Annotated in this window: 17 protein-coding genes; 7 read left to right on the top strand and 10 right to left on the bottom strand. The window is 64.7% G+C overall.

What is annotated here, in order from left to right:
* Window positions 1-164: 164 nt before the first annotated feature.
* From VK98_RS19495 to ccoN, 7 genes are all read right to left on the bottom strand, one after another.
* Window positions 165-581, bottom strand: coding sequence for a YbaY family lipoprotein (locus VK98_RS19495; protein WP_197083109.1), 417 nt, complete (start codon window positions 579-581; stop codon window positions 165-167).
* Window positions 582-583: 2 nt separating this feature from the next.
* A complete protein-coding gene (locus VK98_RS19490) occupies window positions 584-1,111 on the bottom strand; it encodes a FixH family protein (protein ID WP_048415634.1) in 528 nt (175 codons plus the stop codon).
* Window positions 1,112-1,114: 3 nt separating this feature from the next.
* Complete coding sequence (gene ccoG / locus VK98_RS19485) at window positions 1,115-2,566, bottom strand: cytochrome c oxidase accessory protein CcoG (protein WP_048415633.1); 1,452 nt, start codon at window positions 2,564-2,566, stop codon at window positions 1,115-1,117.
* Between the two features lie 155 nt (window positions 2,567-2,721).
* Entirely contained in the window at window positions 2,722-3,639 is a 918-nt protein-coding gene (gene ccoP, locus VK98_RS19480) for a cytochrome-c oxidase, cbb3-type subunit III (RefSeq protein ID WP_048415632.1), read from the bottom strand.
* Window positions 3,636-3,827: a cbb3-type cytochrome c oxidase subunit 3 gene (locus tag VK98_RS19475; protein ID WP_019102682.1), complete on the bottom strand. Its 192-nt coding sequence runs from the start codon at window positions 3,825-3,827 to the stop codon at window positions 3,636-3,638. Before VK98_RS19475 ends, ccoP begins: the two co-directional genes overlap by 4 nt.
* A 3-nt stretch (window positions 3,828-3,830) precedes the next feature.
* On the bottom strand, window positions 3,831-4,445 hold the full coding sequence (ccoO, locus tag VK98_RS19470; RefSeq protein ID WP_019102681.1) for a cytochrome-c oxidase, cbb3-type subunit II: 615 nt from the start codon (window positions 4,443-4,445) through the stop codon (window positions 3,831-3,833).
* A 16-nt stretch (window positions 4,446-4,461) separates the two neighbouring features.
* The gene (ccoN, locus tag VK98_RS19465; protein ID WP_048415631.1) at window positions 4,462-5,886 is read right to left on the bottom strand and encodes a cytochrome-c oxidase, cbb3-type subunit I; all 1,425 of its coding nucleotides are present in this window, start codon (window positions 5,884-5,886) and stop codon (window positions 4,462-4,464) included.
* A 472-nt stretch (window positions 5,887-6,358) separates the two neighbouring features.
* Between ccoN and VK98_RS19460 the strand changes: the two genes are divergently transcribed.
* On the top strand, window positions 6,359-8,137 hold the full coding sequence (locus VK98_RS19460; protein WP_048415630.1) for a M61 family metallopeptidase: 1,779 nt from the start codon (window positions 6,359-6,361) through the stop codon (window positions 8,135-8,137).
* 82 nt (window positions 8,138-8,219) lie between these two features.
* Entirely contained in the window at window positions 8,220-10,844 is a 2,625-nt protein-coding gene (gene pepN, locus VK98_RS19455; protein WP_048415629.1) for an aminopeptidase N, read from the top strand.
* Window positions 10,845-10,907: 63 nt separating this feature from the next.
* On the opposite strand, the gene VK98_RS19450 is transcribed toward pepN, so the two are convergent.
* A complete protein-coding gene (locus VK98_RS19450) occupies window positions 10,908-11,339 on the bottom strand; it encodes an Hsp20/alpha crystallin family protein (RefSeq protein WP_048415628.1) in 432 nt (143 codons plus the stop codon).
* Window positions 11,340-11,447: 108 nt separating this feature from the next.
* The gene (locus VK98_RS19445; RefSeq protein ID WP_048415627.1) at window positions 11,448-13,127 is read right to left on the bottom strand and encodes an SgrR family transcriptional regulator; all 1,680 of its coding nucleotides are present in this window, start codon (window positions 13,125-13,127) and stop codon (window positions 11,448-11,450) included.
* A gap of 122 nt (window positions 13,128-13,249) precedes the next feature.
* On the opposite strand from VK98_RS19445, the gene VK98_RS19440 reads away from it, so the two are divergent.
* The 5 genes from VK98_RS19440 (at window position 13,250) to VK98_RS19420 (ending at window position 18,867) form a co-directional block, all read left to right on the top strand.
* Window positions 13,250-14,458: an MFS transporter gene (locus tag VK98_RS19440; RefSeq protein ID WP_048415626.1), complete on the top strand. Its 1,209-nt coding sequence runs from the start codon at window positions 13,250-13,252 to the stop codon at window positions 14,456-14,458.
* A gap of 142 nt (window positions 14,459-14,600) precedes the next feature.
* Window positions 14,601-15,518, top strand: coding sequence for an alpha/beta fold hydrolase (locus VK98_RS19435; RefSeq protein WP_048415625.1), 918 nt, complete (start codon window positions 14,601-14,603; stop codon window positions 15,516-15,518).
* A gap of 59 nt (window positions 15,519-15,577) precedes the next feature.
* A complete protein-coding gene (locus tag VK98_RS19430) occupies window positions 15,578-16,222 on the top strand; it encodes a 2OG-Fe(II) oxygenase (RefSeq protein ID WP_048415624.1) in 645 nt (214 codons plus the stop codon).
* A gap of 57 nt (window positions 16,223-16,279) precedes the next feature.
* Window positions 16,280-17,380 (top strand): chorismate synthase, encoded by a 1,101-nt coding sequence (gene aroC, locus VK98_RS19425; RefSeq protein ID WP_048415623.1) that lies wholly within the window; start codon window positions 16,280-16,282, stop codon window positions 17,378-17,380.
* Between the two features lie 50 nt (window positions 17,381-17,430).
* Window positions 17,431-18,867, top strand: coding sequence for an EAL and HDOD domain-containing protein (locus VK98_RS19420; protein ID WP_048415622.1), 1,437 nt, complete (start codon window positions 17,431-17,433; stop codon window positions 18,865-18,867).
* Between the two features lie 74 nt (window positions 18,868-18,941).
* On the opposite strand, the gene VK98_RS23915 is transcribed toward VK98_RS19420, so the two are convergent.
* Window positions 18,942-19,328 carry a hypothetical protein gene (locus tag VK98_RS23915; protein WP_053077494.1) on the bottom strand — a complete coding sequence of 129 codons (387 nt, stop codon included), beginning with the start codon at window positions 19,326-19,328 and terminating at the stop codon, window positions 18,942-18,944.
* Between the last annotated feature and the right edge of the window lie 124 nt (window positions 19,329-19,452).

The raw sequence follows: 19,452 nt of genomic DNA, 5'->3' as shown, positions 1-19,452 counted from the left end.
AAGGGTTTAAGCATGTTTGCGGGCGAACGGGCGCGCGCCGGACGCTTGGGGGCGCGGCGAGTCGGCGCTGAGGCAAAACAGCAACACTTGCCGGAGGGGCGGCGGGGGCGGGCAAAGAAAAAGCCCTGCGGGAAGCAGGGCCGGGAGGCGGAGCGTTTCGGCGTTTAGTTGCCGCCGACGGCGTCCAGCCGCAGCTGCGGATGTTCGGCGGCGCCGGCGCTCAGCACCTCGGTCTGGCGGCTGCTGTTGTAGCGCAGTTCGCCGTTCACGAAGATCTGGCCTTCCACCACGTAGCGGCCGTCGGGCTTGATCGCCTGCTTGTCGTAGCACAGCGAGAAGTCGGCCGGAATGCTGCGCGGCTTTTCCAGGATCTGTTCGGCCAGCAGTTGCGGCGGCGCGTCCTGGCGGCTTTGATCCAGTAGACGGACTTTGACCAGCACGTCCTTGGCCTGGGACAGCGTGGCGCTCTGTTGCGGCGCGATGGTGCCGCTGAGGTAGGCGGGCACGAAGCCGCCGGCGTGGGCGACGCTCAAGGCCAGGCTCAAGGCCAGCGCGGGCAGGGAAAGGGGCAGTCGTTTCATCATCAGTCCACCGGCTCCAGATTGGGGTGGCCGAGCGAGACGGTCTGGCCCTCGGCCGGCTTCCATTCGCCTTGCAGCCGCCATTGCTTGGCCTGGTCTTCCAGCAGGATATACCAGTGGTTGGCCTTGACCGGCACCGCCGGCAGCACGGCCTGGTAGAGGTTGGGGCCGGCCTGGCGCATTTCCACCTGCTGGTCGAAGTCGTCCTGGGCCGGATGCACCATGCGCATGGTGATGGCGGCGGGCAGCGCCACTTTGCTGGTGGTGATCAGCCGCAGCGTGCGCTGGTCCGAGCCCACCATCAGCTGCGCGCTCAAGCCCATATTGGAGGCTTGCTTGTCGCGGCGCAGCTCCATATTGATGGCCTTGCCCTTCTTGTAATAGTCGTCGGTGACCAGTCCGTCGTCGGTGCGGATCGCCGTGGCGAGGAACATCACGCCGACGATGACGGACACCAGCGGAATGCCGAACAGAATCCAGGGCCAGGGCTCGCGGTACCAGGGGCGCGGAGCGGAGTGGGTGTGCTGCATGTATTACTCTCCGATGAAGCTGGACTTCTCTTCCACTTGCAGGGAAGGGTGGTTGATGGACTGGATCAGGAAGCGGATTTCATGGCTGCCTTTGGTCGCGTACTGCGGATCGGCCTGCACGTGGACGGTGACGTCGGTGTTGCCGGTGGCGGCAACGGCGATGTCGCCGCGGTCGGCCTGCACTTTCAGGCCGGGCAAGCCCGATGCTGTGATCCTGAAATGCTGATTCTGTTCCGTAGTATTGATAATTTTAATGATATAGGTGTTTTCCAGCCAGCCGGCGTCGGTTTCGCGCACCAGCGAGGCGCGGTCGCGGATCACGTCCACCTTGAACGGTTTGCGCATCCACATGGAGCCGATGGCGGTGGCGATGACGACGGCGAGAACCAGGGTGTACAACACCACGCGCGGGCGCTTGAGCCGGGAGGCGATGGCTTTTTCCGGATATTTGCCTTCCAGCGCGTTCTCGGTGGTGTAGCGGATCAGGCCGCGCGGATAGGCCATTTTGTCCATCACCTCGTCGCAGGCGTCGATGCAGGCGGCGCAGCCTATGCACTCGTACTGCAGGCCGTTGCGGATGTCGATGCCCACCGGACAGACTTGCACGCAGATGCTGCAGTTGATGCAGGCGCCCAGGCCCTGTTCCTTCGGGTCGCTGCCTTTCTTGCGCGCGCCGCGCGGCTCGCCGCGTTTCTCGTCATAGGAGATGATCAGGGTGTCGGCGTCGAACATCACGCTCTGGAAGCGCGCGTACGGGCACATGTATTTGCACACCTGCTCGCGCATGAAGTTGGCCAGCAGATAGGTGAAGCCGGCGTAGAAGAACATCCAGAACGCTTCCCAGGGCCCGTAGTCGAAGCGCGGCGCGGCGGCGACCAGGTCGCGGATCGGCGTGAAATAGCCCACCAGGGTGAAGCCGGTCCACAGTGAAAACAGAATCATCAAGCCGTGCTTGGTGAACTTGAGGCGGAATTTGCGCAAGCTCATCGGCGACTTGTCCAGCTTGATGCGCTTGTTGCGGTCGCCTTCCACCCATTGCTCTATCCACAGCATGATTTCGGTGTAGACCGTCTGCGGACAGGAATAACCGCACCACAGCCGGCCGGCGATAGTGGTCCAGGTGAACAGGGCGAAGGCGCAGCACATCAGCAGCGCGGCCAGATAGACGAAGTCTTGCGGCCAGATGGTGAGGCCGAACAGGTAGAACTTGCGTTCGATCAGATCGAAATGCAGCGCCTGGCGTCCGTTCCAGCTCAGCCAGGGCAGGCCGAGGAAGACCAGTTGGGTGCCGATGACGAAGAGCACGCGCAGATTGTTGAACAGGCCTTTGACGGCGCGCGGATAGATCTTGGTATGCGACTCGTACAGAGAAACGGTCTCGGTGGCGTCGGGCTGCGGGCCGGCCTGGCGCGGCGGTTCTACCTTGATCGGGATTTCCTTGAGCGAATCGGACATGGGCGTTTCCTTCTCTGCGGATTTGGCCAAGGCCATGCGGGGCATGGACTTGGCGAAATGCGCGGCTGCGTCGGAGTGAAGATGTTATATAAAATCATATAACATCTTCGCGAAAGAATACTGCCCGCATCAGCGGGCAGTAGATCGGTACCGGTTTATTGCGGCGCTTTGGGGTTGTTGGACAAGCCCCAGACGTAAGCGGTCAACAGATGCACCTTGCCTTCACCTAGGAAGTCTTTCCAGGCCGGCATCTGGTTGTTGCGGCCGTTGGTGATGGTTTCGATGATGGTTTTCTCGCTGCCGCCGTACAGCCAGTTGTTGTCGGTCAGGTTGGGCGCGCCCAGCTGCGGGTTGCCCTTGCCGTCCGGACCGTGGCAGGCGATACAGACCGTGGCGAAGGTTTCCTTGCCGCGCGCGGCGCGCTCCGCGTCATGCTTGCGCTTGGACAGGGAGAGCACGTAGTTGGCCACGTCCTTGACCTTTTCCTCGCCGAACGCCGCGCCCCAGGCCGGCATCTGGCCGTGACGGCCTTCGGAGATGGTGGTGTGGATGGTCTTGATGTCGCCGCCCCACAGCCACTTGTTGTCGGTCAGGTTGGGGAAGCCCTTGGCGCCGCGGGCGTCGGAACCGTGGCATTGCACGCAGTAGGTCTGGAACAGGCGCTTGCCCATTTCCTGAGCCTTGGGGTCGGCGGCCACGGCCTTGACGTCCTGCTTCAGGAATTGGTCGTACAGCGGCTGATACTTGGCTTCCGCTTGCGCGCGCTCCTTCTTGTACTGGTCCACCGAGGTCCAGCCGAACACGCCCTTCCAGGTGCCGAGGCCCGGGTACAGGATCAGGTAGACCACGGCGAAGGCCAGGGTCACGTAGAACATCAGCATCCACCAGCGCGGCAGCGGGTGGTTGTACTCGGAGAGGTCGCCGTCCCACACGTGGCCGGTGATCTCAACCTGTTCGCCCTTTTGCACCTTGATCTTGGATTGCGAAAACACCAGATAGGTCAGCCAGACGAGGCCGCCCAGCACGATCGCGGTGATCCAGATGTTCCAGAATTCGCTCACGAAATCACTCATTTTTTTGCTCCGTTGGAAGCTTGGTCTTGTTCCGCTTCCTGCACCTTGTCGTCGTCGAGGAAGGGCAGGTTGGCCGCGTCCTCATACCGGTTCTTGGAGCGCTTGCTGTAGGCGATGCCCAGCACCACGATGAAGAATGCAAAGCACACTACCGTGAACAGCGAGCGTCCGATGGTTACCCAGTCCATGGCTTAACGAACGTTCTTCAAGGCAAGGCCCAGGCCTTGCAGGTAAGCGACCAGCACGTCCATTTCCGACTTGCCTTCCACCTGGGCCTTGGCCTCGGCGATGTCTTTGTCGGTATAGGGAACGCCCACCAGGCGCAGCGCCTTCATCTTGGTCGGCACGATGTCGGCGTCGGCCAGATTCTTGGCCAGCCACGGGAAGGCCGGCATATTGGACTCGGGAACCACGTCGCGCGGGTTGATCAGGTGCACGCGGTGCCATTCGTCGGAGTAGCGGGCGCCCACGCGGGCCAGGTCAGGACCGGTGCGCTTGGAGCCCCACAGGAAGGGGTGGTCGTACACCGACTCGCCGGCCACGGAGTAGTGGCCGTAGCGTTCGGTTTCGGCGCGGAACGGACGGATCATCTGGGTGTGGCAGGTGTGGCAGCCTTCGCGGATGTAGATGTCGCGGCCTGCCAGCTGCACGGCGGTGTAGGGCTTGACGCCCGCCACCGGCTGAGTGGTCGATTTCTGGAAGGCCAGCGGCAGGATTTCCACCAGGCCGGCCACGCTGACGACCAGCAGGGTGAACACGATCAGATAGCCGACGTGTTCTTCGATCAGTTTTTGTATCTTATCCATGATGTTTCCTTGCGCCTCAATGAGCGTGGGCGGTGATGGCCGGGATCTTGGCGTCTACGGCACGGCCCGCGGTTACGGTGCGGAAGGTGTTGTAGGCCATCAGGAACATGCCGAGCAGGTACAGGAAGCCGCCGAGCAGACGCACGAAGTGGTACGGATAGGTGGCCTTGACCGCCTCGACGAAGGCGTAGGTCAGGGTGCCGTCCGGGTTCAGCGCGCGCCACATCAGGCCCTGGGTCACGCCGGAAATCCACAGCGCGGCGATGTACAGCACCACGCCGACGGTGGCGAGCCAGAAGTGAGCCTCGACCAGCTTCAGGCTGATCATGGATTCGCGGCCGAACAGGCGCGGAATCAGGTAGTACATGGAACCGATGGTGATGAAGCCCACCCAGCCCAGCGCGCCGGAGTGCACGTGGCCGATGGTCCAGTCGGTGTAGTGGGACAAGGCGTTGACGGTCTTGATCGACATCATCGGGCCTTCGAAGGTGGACATGCCGTAGAAGGACAGCGACACCACCAGGAACTTCAGCACCGGGTCGGTGCGCAGCTTATGCCAGGCGCCCGACAGGGTCATGATGCCGTTGATCATGCCGCCCCAGCTCGGAGCCAGCAGCACCAGGGAGAACACCATGCCCACGGACTGGGTCCAGTCGGGCAGGCTGGTGTAGTGCAGGTGGTGAGGACCCGCCCACATATAGGTGAAGATCAGCGCCCAGAAGTGGACCACGGACAGGCGGTAGGAGTAAACCGGACGGCCGGCCTGTTTCGGGATGAAGTAGTACATCATGCCCAGGAAGGCGGCGGTCAGGAAGAAGCCCACGGCGTTGTGGCCGTACCACCATTGCACCATGGCGTCCACGGCGCCGGAGTAGGCGGAGTAGGATTTCCACAGCGACACCGGCACGAAGGCGGAGTTGACGATGTGCAGCAAGGCCACGGCCAGGATGAAGGCGCCGTAGAACCAGTTGGCCACGTAGATGTGCTTGACCTTGCGGATGGCGATGGTGCCGAAGAAAACGATGGCGTAAACAACCCAGATCACCGCGATCAGCAGTTTGATCGGCCATTCCAGTTCGGCGTATTCCTTGCTGGTGGTCAGGCCCAGCGGCAAGGTGATGGCGGCCAGCACGATCACCAGCTGCCAGCCCCAGAAGGTGAAGGCGGCGAGCTTGTCGGAGATCAGCCGGACGTTACAGGTACGCTGCACCACGTAGTAGGAGGTGGCGAACAGGCCGCAGCCGCCGAAGGCGAAGATGACCGCATTGGTGTGCAGCGGGCGCAGGCGGCCGAAGTGGAACCAGGGGCCGAAGTTCAATTCGGGCCAGACCAGTTGGGCCGCAATGATGACGCCCACCAACATGCCGACAATGCCCCACACGACGGTCATGATGGCAAATTGGCGCACCACCTTATAGTTATAAGTGGATTGCGTTTCCATTTAGGGTTTTCTCCAAGGTTGCTAACTCAGAACGTGACATATCTAATCGGCGGCTTGAAGTCCGGGATACTGTCCCCATCTGTACTGATGTGACTGTATCCAGACGAAGCCGCAGGGAAAACGATTTTTATTAAAATCAAGCGCTTGACCCAGATCGCAGCGGTACTGATGTCTGTATTAGCAGTTCATCCCGTATTGCGACAGCGCAATTTCCCCATTTAGTTAACCCGGCATTCTAAATCAATTACCCATATCGGGCCAGTTTGGACGGCCGGGGGATGTCGCTTTCCCATTTGTCTTTATTTATGTCTCAAGCGAGCGTGACAGTTCTTGCAAATACTGTTGCTACTGACCGAGATTGTATTGTCTGGCGGCCCAGCCTTCTTGACCTGGATCAAGATGTCATAAAACGCAGCGTTTCCCCGCGGCAAGTGCTAAAATCAGAAGGTTTTGCAACGATTGCAGGCAGATCATGACCGTTTCCGTCCGCTACACCCTATGTCCCTGCGCCCCGGAGGCGCATCTTTTCGAGGTCGTCCTGACCGTTTCCCGGCCCGCCAAGAATGGCCAGATTTTCTCGTTGCCGGCTTGGATTCCGGGCAGTTACATGATCCGGGAGTTCTCCAAGCATATTGTGGAGATTCGCGCGGAATCCGCGGGAAAAGCGGTTCAGCTGGTCCAGCTGACAAAAAACAGCTGGCAAGCCGCGCCAGTCAAGGGCGCGCTGGTTCTGCGCTATAAAGTTTATGCGTTTGATCTGTCGGTGCGCGGCGCCTATCTGGACGCTCAGCGCGGCTTCTACAACGGCACCAGCGTTTTCCTGGCGGTGGACGGCTATGAAAACGAGGCTTGCGCGGTGGACATCCTGCCGCCGGAGGGCAAGGCCTACGCCGACTGGAAAGTGGCGACCAGCCTGCCGACGCGCGGCGCGGACAAGAAAACCGGCTTCGGCGGCTACCAGGCCGCTTCCTACGACGAACTGATCGACCACCCGGTGGAACTGGGCGCCTTCGAGCGCGTCAGCTTCAAAGCCTGCGGCGTGCCGCACGAATTCGTCGTCTCCGGCCGCTTCCGCGCCGATCTCAAGCGTCTGGCGCGCGACGCCAAGAAAATCTGCGAATACCAGATCAAGCTGTTCGGAGAGCCGGCGCCGTTCGAGCGCTACGTGTTCATGCTCTTCGTCGGCAAGGACGTTTACGGCGGCCTGGAGCATCGCGCCTCCACCGCGCTGGTGGCCAACCGCGACGATCTGCCGCAGCAGGGCGTCGAGGAAATTGGCGACGGTTATTTGAAGCTGCTGGGCCTGATCAGCCACGAATATTTCCACAGCTGGAACGTCAAGCGGATGAAGCCGGCGGCGTTCACGCCCTACGACCTGAACCAGGAAGGCTATACCCGTTTGCTGTGGGCCTTCGAGGGCATCACCTCTTATTACGACGACCTGAGCCTGGTGCGCTGCGGCCTGATAGACGAGAAGCGCTATCTGGGCCTGCTGGCGGAAACCATCAGCGGCGTCGAGCGCGGCGCCGGCCGCTTGAAGCAGACGCTGGAGCAATCCAGTTTCGAAGCGTGGACCAAGTATTACCGGCAAGACGAAAACAGCCCCAACAGCATCGTCAGCTATTACACCAAGGGCGCGCTGGCCGCGCTGGCGCTGGACCTGACCATACGCCGCGACAGCCAGGGCCGTCAGTCGCTGGACGACGTGATGCGCGCGCTGTGGCGCAAATGGCTGGACGACGGCAAGGGCCTGGCCGAGGACGAGTGGGAAAGCCAGGCGCAGGCCGCCACCGGCCTGGACCTCAAGGCCTTCTTCGAGCGCGCGCTGCGCGGCGTCGAGCCCTTGCCGCTGGCCGAGCTGCTGGCGGGCCAGGGCGTTGAGCTGCGCTTCGAGCCGGCCGCCAACGCCGGCGATCGCGGCGGCCTGGCGCTGAGCGGCAAGCCGGCTCCGGCCAGCCTGGGCGTCAAGGCGGTGGCCGAGGCCCAGGGCGTGCGCGTGATCAACGTCTACGACGGCGGCGCGGCGCAGCGAGCCGGCCTGTCCGGCGGCGACGTGATCGTGGCCGTGGACAAGCTCAAGGCCGTGGACCTGGACAAGGCGCTGGCGCGTTACCAGCCGGGCGAAAAGCTGAAATTGCACTGGTTCCGCCGCGACGAACTGATCAGCGCGCAAGTGGAGCTGCAAGCCGCGCCGGCCGACGCCTGCCGCCTGCTGTTGCAGGACGGCGGCGCCCGCTGGCTGCGCCGCTAACATTCATCGGGACGGCGCCGCGTTCCGGCGCCGCCCCCCTCCAGCCAAGACCGGCGCAGCCGGCATCGAAGGAGACGTAGACATGGCTCAACAGCCGCAAGTCAAGTATCGCAACGATTACGCAGCCCCCGCTTTTCTGATCGACCGGGTCGATCTGAGCTTCGACATCGAAGACGACGCCACCCGCGTGCACGCGCGCCTGGTGGTGACCCGCAACGACAAGGCCGCGCGCCGGGACGATCTGGTGCTGGACGGCAGCGCCGCGCTGGTGGCGGTGACGCTGGACGGCGAACGCCTGGGCGAGGGCGGCTACGCGCTGGCCAACGAGCAACTGACCGTGCGCGGCGTGCCGGACAGCTTCATCCTGGAGGTGGAGACCGAGATCGACCCGGCTGCCAACACCAGCCTGATGGGCTTGTACGCGTCCAACGGCAATCTGTTCACCCAGTGCGAGCCGGAAGGCTTCCGCAAGATCACCTATTACCTGGACCGTCCCGACGTGATGGCCAAGTTCACCACCACCATCATGGCCGACAAGCACAAATTCCCGGTGCTGCTCTCCAACGGCAACAAGGTGGGCGAGGGCATGGTGGACAAGAAGCGCCACTGGGTGAAGTGGGTGGACCCGTACAAGAAGCCGTCCTATCTGTTCGCGCTGGTGGCGGGCAAGCTGACGGCGCTGAAGGACAAGTTCGTCACCATGCGCGGCCGCGAAGTGGCGCTGGAGATCTGGACCGAGCCGGCCGATCAGGACAAGACCCAGCACGCGATGGAGTCCTTGAAGCACTCGATGAAGTGGGACGAGCAGCGCTTCGGCCTGGAATACGACCTGGACATCTATATGATTGTCGCCGTCGGCGACTTCAATATGGGGGCGATGGAGAACAAGGGCCTCAACGTCTTCAACACCAAGTACGTGCTGGCGCGCAAGGACACCGCCACCGACGCCGACTTCCAGGGCGTGGAGCGGGTGATCGGCCACGAATACTTCCACAACTGGACCGGCAACCGCGTTACCTGCCGCGACTGGTTCCAGCTGTCGCTGAAAGAAGGCCTGACCGTGTTCCGCGACCAGGAGTTCGGCGCCGACATGAGCAGCCGCGCGGTCAAGCGCATCGAGGACGTCAAGGGCCTGCGCGCTCACCAGTTCCCGGAGGACGCGGGCCCCACCTCGCACCCTATCCGCCCGGACAGCTATATCGAGATGAACAACTTCTACACCATGACGGTGTATGAAAAAGGCGCGGAAGTGGTGCGCATGTATCACACCTTGCTGGGCGAGGCCGGCTTCCGCAAGGGCATGGACCTGTATTTCAAACGCCACGACGGCCAGGCGGTGACCTGCGACGACTTCCGCGCGGCGATGGCCGACGCCAACGACGTGGACCTGGGCCAGTTCGGCCTGTGGTACAGCCAGGCCGGCACCCCGGTGCTCAGCGTCGGCGGCCGTTACGACAGCGTGGCGCGGAGCTATACGCTGAACGTGCGCCAGTCCTGCCCGGCCACGCCGGGCCAGGAAGGGAAACAACCCTTCCACATCCCGCTGGCGCTGGGCCTGGTGGGCGCCGACGGCGCCGACCTGCCGCTGCAGCTGGAGGGCGAGGCCGAGGCGCAGGGCGGCACCCGGGTGCTGGACGTCAAGGCGGCGGAGCAGAGCTTCACCTTCGTCGGCGTGCCGGCCGAACCGGTGCCTTCGCTGTTGCGCGGCTTCTCCGCGCCGGTGAAGCTGGATTTCGATTGGCGCGACGACCAGCTGGCCTTCCTGATGGCCAACGACAGCGACAGCTTCAGCCGCTGGGAAGCCGGCCAGACCTTGGCCGAGCGCCTGTTCAAGCAGTTGTTGGCGACGCTGGCCGCAGGCGGCGAGCTGAAGCTGCCGGAGACCTTCGTCGCCGCCTTCCGCGCGGTGCTCAAGGACCATGTCGCCGATCCGGCGTTCAAGGCCCTGATGCTGGCCCTGCCGTCCGAGGCGGAAATCCTGGAGATGGTGGAGACGGCCGATCCGGCGAACATCCATCTGGTGCGCGACTTCGTGCTGGACGAACTGGCGCAGGCGCTGCGCGGCGAATGGCGCGAGGCGTACGAATTGAGCCAGACCCGCGATTACAAGCCGCAGGACGCCGGCAAGCGCGACCTGAAAAACCGCGCGCTGGCGATGCTGAACCGCCTGGACGACGCCTGGCCGGCGGAGGCCGCCGCCAAGCAGTGCCGGGAGGCGGACAATATGACCGACCAGATGGGCGCGATGCTGGCCTTGCGCGATCGCGACGGCGCCGAGCGCGACGATTGCTTCACCGCCTTCGCCGCCCGCTGGCAGGGCGACGCGCTGGTGATGGACAAGTTCTTCATGCTGGTGGCCAGCAGCCAGCTGCCGGGCACGCTGGAGCATGTGCAGGCGGCGATGCAGCATCCGGCCTTCACCTTGAAGAACCCCAACAAGGCGCGCGCGCTGATCGGCACCTTCGGCGCCAATATGGCCTTGTTCCACGCCGCCAACGGCAGCGGCTACCGCTTCCTCGCCGACCAGGTGCTGGCGCTGGACGCGATCAATCCACAAGTGGCCAGCCGCATCGTCAACGCCTTCCGCCGGCTGAAGAAGCTGGAGCCGGCGCGTCAGGCGCTGATGCGCGAGCAATTGCAGCGCCTGGCCGGACAGCAGCTGTCCAAGGACGTGTACGAGATCGTGTCCAAGATCTTGGAAGCTTGAGCCGCTTCGCGCTCAACACAAAGCCCCGGCGGAAACCGGGGCTTTTTTCATGGCCGGCGAGACTTACTCTACGCGCAGCCGCTGTCCGCCCTGGCCGCCCTGTTTCTTCGGCAGCGTCAGGCTGAGCACGCCGTTTTCGTACTTGGCGCTGGCCGCGTTGCGTTCGATCTCCGCCGGCAGCTGGAAGCTGCGCGACACCGCGCCGTAAAAACGCTCGCTGCGCAGTAGGCGTTCGTCCTTGCGCTCGCTGTCCGTCTGGCGCACTTCCGCCTTGATGGTGACCAGCGGGCCGTCCACTTCCACGTGGATATCCTCTTTGCCGACGCCGGGGATCTCCGCGTGAACGGTGAACTGGGTTTCGGATTCCTTGACGTCGATCTTGATCTGGCTGGGCAGCGGATCGCCGTGCAGCGGTTTGATGAAGAAGCCGGGGGTGAAGTCGCGGAACAGTTCGTCAAACAGGCTAACATTGCCGCGGGAAGGCAGGATGTTCATCTTACTCTCCTTTTTGATCAATGGTTTAGGTGTATAACGTGCCCTGTTGTCGATATAGGGACGCCGCGCCGATTCTCAAGCCCCCGCGAGGGAGGAATTCGGCGCGATTCACGCCGGCCAGTCCGATGGGACAGGCCGCAGCCACAGGCCGGCGAAATCGGTCCAGCCGTTTTCGCTCATTTGCAGGCCGGCCAGTTGCGGGCTGGCCTGATGGCCCTGGCGCTCATGCGACAGCGGCAGCACCCAGCCTTCCGCGCACAGCCAGTCGCCGATGGCGGCGTATCCGGCCATGCGCCGCCGGGTGTCCGCTTGGCGCTGGATGTCCCGCAACTGCGCGTTCAGCCGCGCCTGCGTCGCCGCGTCCAGTCCGCGCTGCAACGGTTGCCGGGTGCCCAGCCATTCGTGGCAGCTGTAGTCGCGGTCGTCGTGCAGCACCTCGCTGCACAGCATCAGATCGGCTTGCCGCCACCAGTTCTGATCGTGAAAGAAATCGCGTCGGCTGAGGGCGTGGATTTCCAGTTCGATGGACAGGCCGGCCAGCCGCTGACGGATGGCGGCGGCCAGCGGCGGGAAACTGGGCAGGTCGTAATGGAACAGGCGCAGGCGGGCGTGGTCGAGCCGGGGTCGACGCTCGGCTTGCGGCAAGGGATGGCGCCAGCCCGGCAGCAGGCCCGCCGCCGGCGTCTGCAAGGCGTCGTGGGCCTGAACCAGCGCGGGCTCCGCCAGCCAGCGCATCAGCGGCGCGCGCTCGCTCTCCGGCAGCGCCGGATTCAGCAGCAGATAGGTGCAGGCCGATTGCAGCGTGCCGTTGGCGTCGTCGCTGGCGTAGTCCAGGCGCAGATGGAAGTCCTGGCCGTCGTCGCCGGAGGGAATGAACCACAGTTCGATCTCGTCCAGCAGCGCCCGCTCACGGTAATGGGCGGCGAAGGCGGCCAGGCTCAGCCGCTGTTCGCTGTGACGCAGCGTCCGGAACGGTCCGCTGCCCACCGGCAGCCGGGCGAAATCGGCGCCGCGCCGCAGCGGGACGATGGAGCTGTTGGCGGTGGCCAGCCGCTGCGGCCACAGGAAATCGCCGTCGTCCAGGCGGCAGCTGAAGGACAGCGCGTCGTGGACCTCGACCGCGCTCAGGTGGCGGTATTGCCGCTGATAGGGATTGTCGGCCTCGCGCAGGCGCAGCAGGCTGGCGGCCGCGGCGTCGGCCTGCAAGGGCGAGCCGTCGTGGAACTGCAGGCCGGGGCGCAGCCAGAAGCGCCAGCGTCGAGCCTCGGCGTCGCTCTCCCAGTGGTGGGCCAGGCCGCCTTGCAGGCTTTGCAGCGCGCGGTCGAAGCGGCACAGGCGGTCGAATATCTGCCGCACCAGGTGGGATTCCAGCCGGCCGCTGACAGTGACCGGATCCAGGCTCAGCGGCGCATGCGGTATCGGAATGCGCAGACAGCGGCCCTGGGCGGCGCTGCCCAGGTATTGCGGCAGCGCGCTCAGCAGCTGCTCGCGCCGCTGCGGCGGCAATTGGGCGAAGGCCTGTTCCAGCTTGCCGTCGCGCAGCAAGTTCTGCAGGCGTTGCCACTCCGGCTGCTCCGGCGGGCAGAGCAGGTTGAGCCGCGATTTATGGCCGCGCCCCCGTCCGGGCTCCCAGTCCAGCCAGCCGCGGGCGCGCATCTTGGCCAGTTGCAGCCGGGCGTTGCGCTCGCTGCAGCTCCACAGCGCGCACAGCTCGGCCAGCCCCGGCTGGGCGGGCTGCCGGCCGGCGTAGGCCTGGTGCAGCGCCTGATATTGCTGTTCCAGTTTCATGCTCGTTCCCGATTGAGGCCTTGGTTAAAAGCGGAAGTCGTTTTTCGCGTTGGCATCCATTTTTACATTCCGCTTTTAGCAGGATACTGGGGACATTCCCTGTTTGCATAGGCGTTGGAGCGATGCGCGAAAAAGAAATCCAGGTGCGCTGGCTGTTGGCCGGTTCCTGCTTGTTGACGATGAGCCGGGCGGTGATCGCGCCCTTGCTGGTGCTGACCCTGGGACGGCAGCTGAGCTTGAACGGCGAGCAGACCGGCCTGTTGCTGGGCGGGGTCTTGCTGCTGTCCGCGTTGGTGGGCCTGTACGGCGGGCACTTGCTGGATCATTGGCCGCGACGGCCGGTGCTGCTGGGGGCTTCGGCGCTGATCGCGCTGAACTACCTGGTGCTGCCGCTGAGCCAGCAGCTGTGGTGGAGCGCGCTGGCCTTGGCGCTCAGCGAGATCGGCCAGGCGGTGCACGGCATCGCGATCAAGGCCATGATCAGCGACCTGCTGCCGCCGGAGCGGCGCGGCAAGGTCTTCTCGCTGCGCTACACCCTGGCCAATGTCGGCTGGGCGCTGGGACCGCTGTTGTGCAGCCTGCTGCTGGCCTGGGACGGCGATTGGCCGTTCTGGTGCGCGATCGCCTTGGCCGTTGCCGGTGGCCTGGCGACGCCGCGCGGCGCCGACGCCCCGCGCCGCGAGACCGGCGCGCCGGCGCCGGGTTTTCTGGCGACGCTCGGCCGTTTGCGGCAAGACCGGGTGTTGGTGTTGTTCACCCTTAGCTGCGCCTTGGCCAATCTGGTGTACGCGCGCTTTTCCAGCTATCTGCCGCTGTATCTGATGCAGTCGCTGCCGGAGGCGGAGGTGCTGCGCTGGATGTCGGCGTTGATCAGCTGCAACGCGGTCGGCGTGATCTTGCTGCAATACCCGCTGGGCCGGCGTATCGGCCAGGCCGGCTTGATGAAGGCCATCGGCGCCGGCTTTCTATTGCTGGGGCTGGGCGTCTTGGGCTTGGGCTGGGCGCCCGGCGGGCTGTGGGGCATGTGCGCGGCGATGCTGGTGTTCACCGTGGGCGAGATCGTGCTGGTGCCGGCCGAATATCTGTACATAGACGCGATTGCGCCGGAGGACTGCAAGGGCGTCTACTACGGCGCGCAGAACCTGGCCAGCCTGGGCGGGGCGCTGGGGCCTATGTTGGCCGGCTGGGTGCTGGCCCGCGCGTCCGGCGGGGCCTTGTTCGCGGCGATGGCGGGCTTGTGCGCGCTGGCCTGGTGGCTGGCGCTGCGCGGCGAGGCCTTGCGGCAGGCGCGCAGCGGCGGCGGTTGGCGGGCTTCGGCCTTGAAGGTCTGAGAGCCTGTTCAAGGTCTCGCGGGATCGTGAACCGGTTCTGCGGCGGGGCGGGCTTTCTCTTTGGCGGCTTTTTTGTCATGATCAAGCGCTTGTTTGAATTGTCGCGCAGACGACGAAGCAGACGCCGATACGAGGAGAACGCATGGAAAAGCGCCAGCAGGACCGCTTTGTCGCGGTGGGCGACGAGCAGCTGTATCTGAAACGCATTTATTGCCGAGAGGACGGCCCGCCGGTGTTGCTGCTGCACGGGGTGATGGCCAACGGCCGCACTTTCTACAGCGATTCCGGCCGAGGCTTGGCCCATTACCTGGCCGAGGCCGGCTGCGATGTGTTCGTCGCCGACCTGCGCGGACGCGGCCGCAGCCTGCCCAAGATCAGCCGCGCCTCGCGCCACGGGCAGACCGAGACCATCTGCGAGGACCTGCCGGCGCTGCACCGCCACATCCGCGAACTCAAGGGCGGCGCGCCCCTGCACTGGATGGCCCATTCCTGGGGCGGCGTGCACATGTCCAGCTGTCTGATCCGTTTTCCGGAGCTGGCGCAGCAAGTGGCCGGCCTGGTCTATTTCGGCAGCAAGCGCAGCGTGCGGGTGAGCAATCTGAACAAGCTGGTGGAAGTGGACTTCATGTGGAATATCGCCTCGCGGGCGTTGATCCGCCTGTTCGGCTATCTGCCGGCGCGGCGCATCCGGCTGGGCGCGGACGACGAAAGCGACAAGAGCCATCTGCAAAGCAAGCTGTGGGCGCAGCCCAAGCCGTGGGTGGACAGCGACGACGGCTTCGACTACGGCGCAGCCGCCAGCCGCGCGCGCTTGCCGCCGGCCTTGTACTTTGCCGCCGGCAACGATCCCTGCCGCGGCCACCCTGAGGACGTGCGCCGGTTTCGCGACGAATCCGGCCCGCATCTGTCGCGGCTGCATCTGCTGTCCCGGAGCGCCGGCCACCTGCACGACTACAACCATGTGTCATTATTGACCCACCCGGATGCCATCCGGGACCATTTCCCGCTGGTATTGGCATGGCTGCATGGGCGGCATGAGGAAGTCGTCGAAAATTACTGATAAACCGCATTCTCCTGGACGCGCGGCTGTGGTAGAAATCGCGGCTGGGAGAATGAACCATGACACAAGACTTTGAAGTTTCGCCCTATTTGCTGGGGCCCGTTATCGACAACCTTGCCGAACAGGGCTGGGTCGTGGACCGCAGCCTGTTCTCCGTCGAAGAGATCCGCCTGCTGCGCGAGGAATGCCTGGCCAACTGGCAGCAGGGCAAATTCCACGAGGCCGCCGTCGGGCGCGCCGCGCAGCAGAACCGCCGCAGCGAAATCCGTTCCGACTCGGTGCTGTGGCTGGAGCCGGAGCAGGCGGATTCCGCCGCGTCCTTGTATTTCTCCAAGCTGGACGCCGTCCGTCAGGCGGTCAATCAGGCCTTTTACATGGGCCTGGAGGATTTGGAGTCCCATTTCGCCGTGTATCCGCAGGGCGCATTCTATAAAAAACACCTGGACCGCTTCCGCGACGACGACGCGCGCGCGCTGACCGCGGTGCTCTATCTGAACGACGACTGGCCGGCGGACGCCGGCGGCGAGATGCGCCTGTACCTGGACGAGGACGGCGAACGCCATGTCGACGTCAGGCCGGAGGCCGGCACCCTGGCGCTGTTCCTGTCCGACCGCTTCTGGCACGAGGTGTTGCCGGCCGGCCGGCAGCGTTTGTCCATCACCGGCTGGTTTCGCCGCCGGATGGCGACGGCGGCCGGCTGGTAGTCCGACGGGTCGTGCTAGAATCTTCGCCAAGGATTCCGCATACAAAGGACAGTGAAGATGTCAGGCAATACCATGGGGTTGTTGTTCACGGTGACTTCCTTCGGCGAAAGCCACGGCCCGGCCATCGGCTGCGTGGTGGACGGCTGCCCGCCGGGGCTGGAGATCTGCGAAGCCGACATCCAGGCGGAGCTGGACCGGCGCAAGCCAGGCACCAGCCGCCACGTGACGCAGCGCCGCGAGCCGGACAGCGTTGAAATCCTGTCCGGCGTGTACGAGGGCAAGACCACCGGCACGCCGATCGCGCTGCTGATCCGCAACACCGATCAGCGCAGCAAGGACTACGGCAATATCGCCGACACCTTCCGTCCCGGCCACGCCGATTACTGCTATTGGCACAAATACGGCATCCGCGACCCGCGCGGCGGCGGCCGTTCCTCCGCCCGCGAAACCGCGGTGCGGGTGGCCGCCGGCGCCATCGCCAAGAAATGGCTGAGCGAACGCTATGGCATCGTCATCCGCGGCCACATGAGCCAGATCGGCGAAGTCGCCATCCCGTTCAAGGGCTGGGAGCACGTGTCCGGCAATCCCTTCTTCGCCGCCGACCCCGAGGTGGTGCCGCAGCTGGAAAGCTATATGGACAGCGTGCGCAAGAGCCTGGACTCCATCGGCGCGCGGCTGCGGGTGGTGGCCGAGAACGTGCCGGTGGGCTGGGGCGAGCCGGTGTTCGACCGGCTGGACGCCGACATCGCCCACGCGATGATGAGCATCAACGCGGTCAAGGGCGTGGAAATCGGCGCCGGCTTCGGCTGCGTGACCCAGCGCGGCAGCGAGCACGGCGACGAACTGACGCCGCAGGGCTTCGCCAGCAATCACGCCGGCGGCGTGCTGGGCGGCATTTCCACCGGCCAGGACATCGAAGTGTCCATCGCCATCAAGCCGACATCCTCCATCGCCCAGCCGCGCCGTTCCATCGACAAGCAGGGCCAGCCGCTGACGATGGAAACCCACGGCCGCCACGATCCCTGCGTCGGCATCCGCGCCACGCCTATCGCCGAGGCGATGCTGGCGCTGGTGTTGATCGACCACGCCTTGCGCCATCGAGCGCAATGCGGCGATGTTTCGGTAGATACTCCCAGAATTGCCGGCCGAATCGGCTAGACTGTAAACCGTAAGCCGGGACGACGCCGGCATATCCGGTAGGATGGAACATGCTGAAAAATCTGATCAGCGGCCTGACCGGCCGTATGAAGAAATCTTCGGACTCCTCCAGCGACGAACAGGTCGTGCCCGCGCCGTTCACCGAGCTGGCGCACGACTCGCCGGCCAGCCGGCAGCTGGAGAACGCGCCGCCGCTGGATTTGCCGCCCACCCTGGGCTTCGTCTCGCATCAGCCGGTGATGGACAGGCTGCAAAGGGTGGTGGCTTACGATTTCTTCGTGCGCCAGGGCAAGCGCAATATCGCCGCCGGCAAGCAGCAGGAATTCGACAGGCTGATGCTCAGCACGCTGCAGAATATGGACATTTTCCGCCTGCTGGCCTTCCGCCGCGCCTTTGTCCACATCTCCATCGACACCCTGGACGAGCCCATGCTGTCGAATATGCCGGCCAGCAGCGTGATCTTCGTGCTGGAGCCGTCGCAGACCGGCACGGTGTCCGAGGAGATGATCCGGCAGCTGGACGCGCTCAAGCAAAAAGCGATGCGCTTCGCGCTGGAGCCGGCCGCCTACGATCCGGGCAGCCTGCCGGCCCATCTGCAGAACGACTTGTTCAGCCGCATGGACTTCATGATCCTGGACTTCGACGCGCCGTCGGCCAAGGTGCTGGAGCCCATCCTGGATCAATTGCCCAAGCGCTATCCCACCGTGCGCTGGATGGCGCGCAACGTCGGCACCGCCGAGGATCTGGACGTCTGTCTGCGCGGGCCGGGACACAATCGCTTCGCCTTGTTCCACGGTCCTTTCATCGCCACCGTGCGCGCGCTGGAGGGCGGCAAGGTGGACGCCAGCCAGACCCGGGTGCTGCAAATCATGCGCATGTTGCGCGCCAACGCCGAGGCCGCCGAGATCGAGACCCAGTTCAAGCTGGACTCGGTGCTGTTGTTCAAGCTGCTGCGTTTCATGAATTCGCCGGTGCACGGCCTGTCGCGCAAGGTGCAGACCATAGAGGAAACCTTGCTGCTGCTGGGTCGGGAAACCTTGTTCAAGTGGTTGTCCATGCTGCTGTTCACCGCGCGCAAGGACGACGGCACCGCGGTGTCGCTGCTGGAAAAATCGCTGATCCGCGCCCGCCTGCTGGAACGGATGGGCAGTTACCGCGGCAACCGGGTGGAGGCCGAGCATCTTTTCCTGACCGGCATGTTCTCTATGCTGGACGTTTTGCTGGGCACGCCTTTCCCCGACGTGCTGGACCCGCTGGAGCTGGCCACGCCGGTGCGCGAGGCGGTGGTGGAACACCGCGGCATGTTCGCGCCCTTCCTGGCGATGGCGCTGGCTTGCGAACAGGGCGACAGCGAACAGATCGAGGCGCTGGCCAAGGTGCTGGATTTCGAAGTCGAGCTGGTCAACCAGTACTATATGGACGCGGCGGTGTGGGCGCAGGTGGTGTTGCGCGACAGCGAGGTGCACAACAATGTGGAGGCGGTCTGAGCGGGCCTTAGCCGTCGTCTCGAGACCGTGAACGAGGCCGCGCCCCAGGGCGCGGCCTCGTGCTGTCCGCCGGCTTATTGCGAGCCGCCGCTTTGGCCTTGATTCTGCGCGGGCGCGTCGTCGGCGCCCGGCGCCGCGCGGCGCTCTCCCGGCGGTTCGCCATGGGGCGCGCCGGAGGGCGCCTTGCCCGGCTCCGCGCCGTGTTGCGGGCCGCCCGGGGCATGGCCGCCGCCTTGCGGGCCGCCTCCAGGTCCTCCTCCGGCGGAACCGCTTCCGCCGCCTTCATGTCCGCCGCCGCCGGAACCGCCGCCGCCGCCATCATGTCCGCCGCCGCCAGAGCCGCCGCCGCCGCCGCCGGCCTGGCTGAACAGCGGGCCGTGGACAGGGGAGAAGGTCCACGCGGGCGCGGACAGCGAAGCGAGCGCGCAAACCAGCACGGCCAGCAAGCTCAGACGTTTCATCGGGCAGCCTCCTTGAGCGATGGCCGGCCCGTCGTGAAGGCGGCGCCGGCGCGGATGGGGTCGGAACCCTTCAGCATAGCCGCCAAAGCATGACGCCGCCGCCGACAGAGGAGAGCGGCCGGAC

Origin of the sequence: Chromobacterium sp. LK11 (assembly GCF_001043705.1) — a bacterium.
Classification (GTDB): Bacteria; Pseudomonadota; Gammaproteobacteria; order Burkholderiales; family Chromobacteriaceae; genus Chromobacterium; species Chromobacterium alkanivorans.
This window is presented reverse-complemented; position numbering and strand designations above follow the sequence as displayed.

Coding starts and splice junctions, on each gene's coding strand:
- VK98_RS19420 (WP_048415622.1), top strand. CDS start 17,431: ATGCTGAAAAATCTGATCAGCGGCCTGACCGGCCGTATGAAGAAATCT.
- ccoN (WP_048415631.1), bottom strand. CDS start 5,886: ATGGAAACGCAATCCACTTATAACTATAAGGTGGTGCGCCAATTTGCC.
- VK98_RS19460 (WP_048415630.1), top strand. CDS start 6,359: ATGACCGTTTCCGTCCGCTACACCCTATGTCCCTGCGCCCCGGAGGCG.
- VK98_RS19495 (WP_197083109.1), bottom strand. CDS start 581: ATGAAACGACTGCCCCTTTCCCTGCCCGCGCTGGCCTTGAGCCTGGCC.
- VK98_RS23915 (WP_053077494.1), bottom strand. CDS start 19,328: ATGAAACGTCTGAGCTTGCTGGCCGTGCTGGTTTGCGCGCTCGCTTCG.
- VK98_RS19430 (WP_048415624.1), top strand. CDS start 15,578: ATGACACAAGACTTTGAAGTTTCGCCCTATTTGCTGGGGCCCGTTATC.
- aroC (WP_048415623.1), top strand. CDS start 16,280: ATGTCAGGCAATACCATGGGGTTGTTGTTCACGGTGACTTCCTTCGGC.
- VK98_RS19450 (WP_048415628.1), bottom strand. CDS start 11,339: ATGAACATCCTGCCTTCCCGCGGCAATGTTAGCCTGTTTGACGAACTG.
- VK98_RS19475 (WP_019102682.1), bottom strand. CDS start 3,827: ATGGACTGGGTAACCATCGGACGCTCGCTGTTCACGGTAGTGTGCTTT.
- ccoO (WP_019102681.1), bottom strand. CDS start 4,445: ATGGATAAGATACAAAAACTGATCGAAGAACACGTCGGCTATCTGATC.
- VK98_RS19435 (WP_048415625.1), top strand. CDS start 14,601: ATGGAAAAGCGCCAGCAGGACCGCTTTGTCGCGGTGGGCGACGAGCAG.
- ccoG (WP_048415633.1), bottom strand. CDS start 2,566: ATGTCCGATTCGCTCAAGGAAATCCCGATCAAGGTAGAACCGCCGCGC.
- VK98_RS19440 (WP_048415626.1), top strand. CDS start 13,250: ATGCGCGAAAAAGAAATCCAGGTGCGCTGGCTGTTGGCCGGTTCCTGC.
- VK98_RS19490 (WP_048415634.1), bottom strand. CDS start 1,111: ATGCAGCACACCCACTCCGCTCCGCGCCCCTGGTACCGCGAGCCCTGG.
- ccoP (WP_048415632.1), bottom strand. CDS start 3,639: ATGAGTGATTTCGTGAGCGAATTCTGGAACATCTGGATCACCGCGATC.
- VK98_RS19445 (WP_048415627.1), bottom strand. CDS start 13,127: ATGAAACTGGAACAGCAATATCAGGCGCTGCACCAGGCCTACGCCGGC.
- pepN (WP_048415629.1), top strand. CDS start 8,220: ATGGCTCAACAGCCGCAAGTCAAGTATCGCAACGATTACGCAGCCCCC.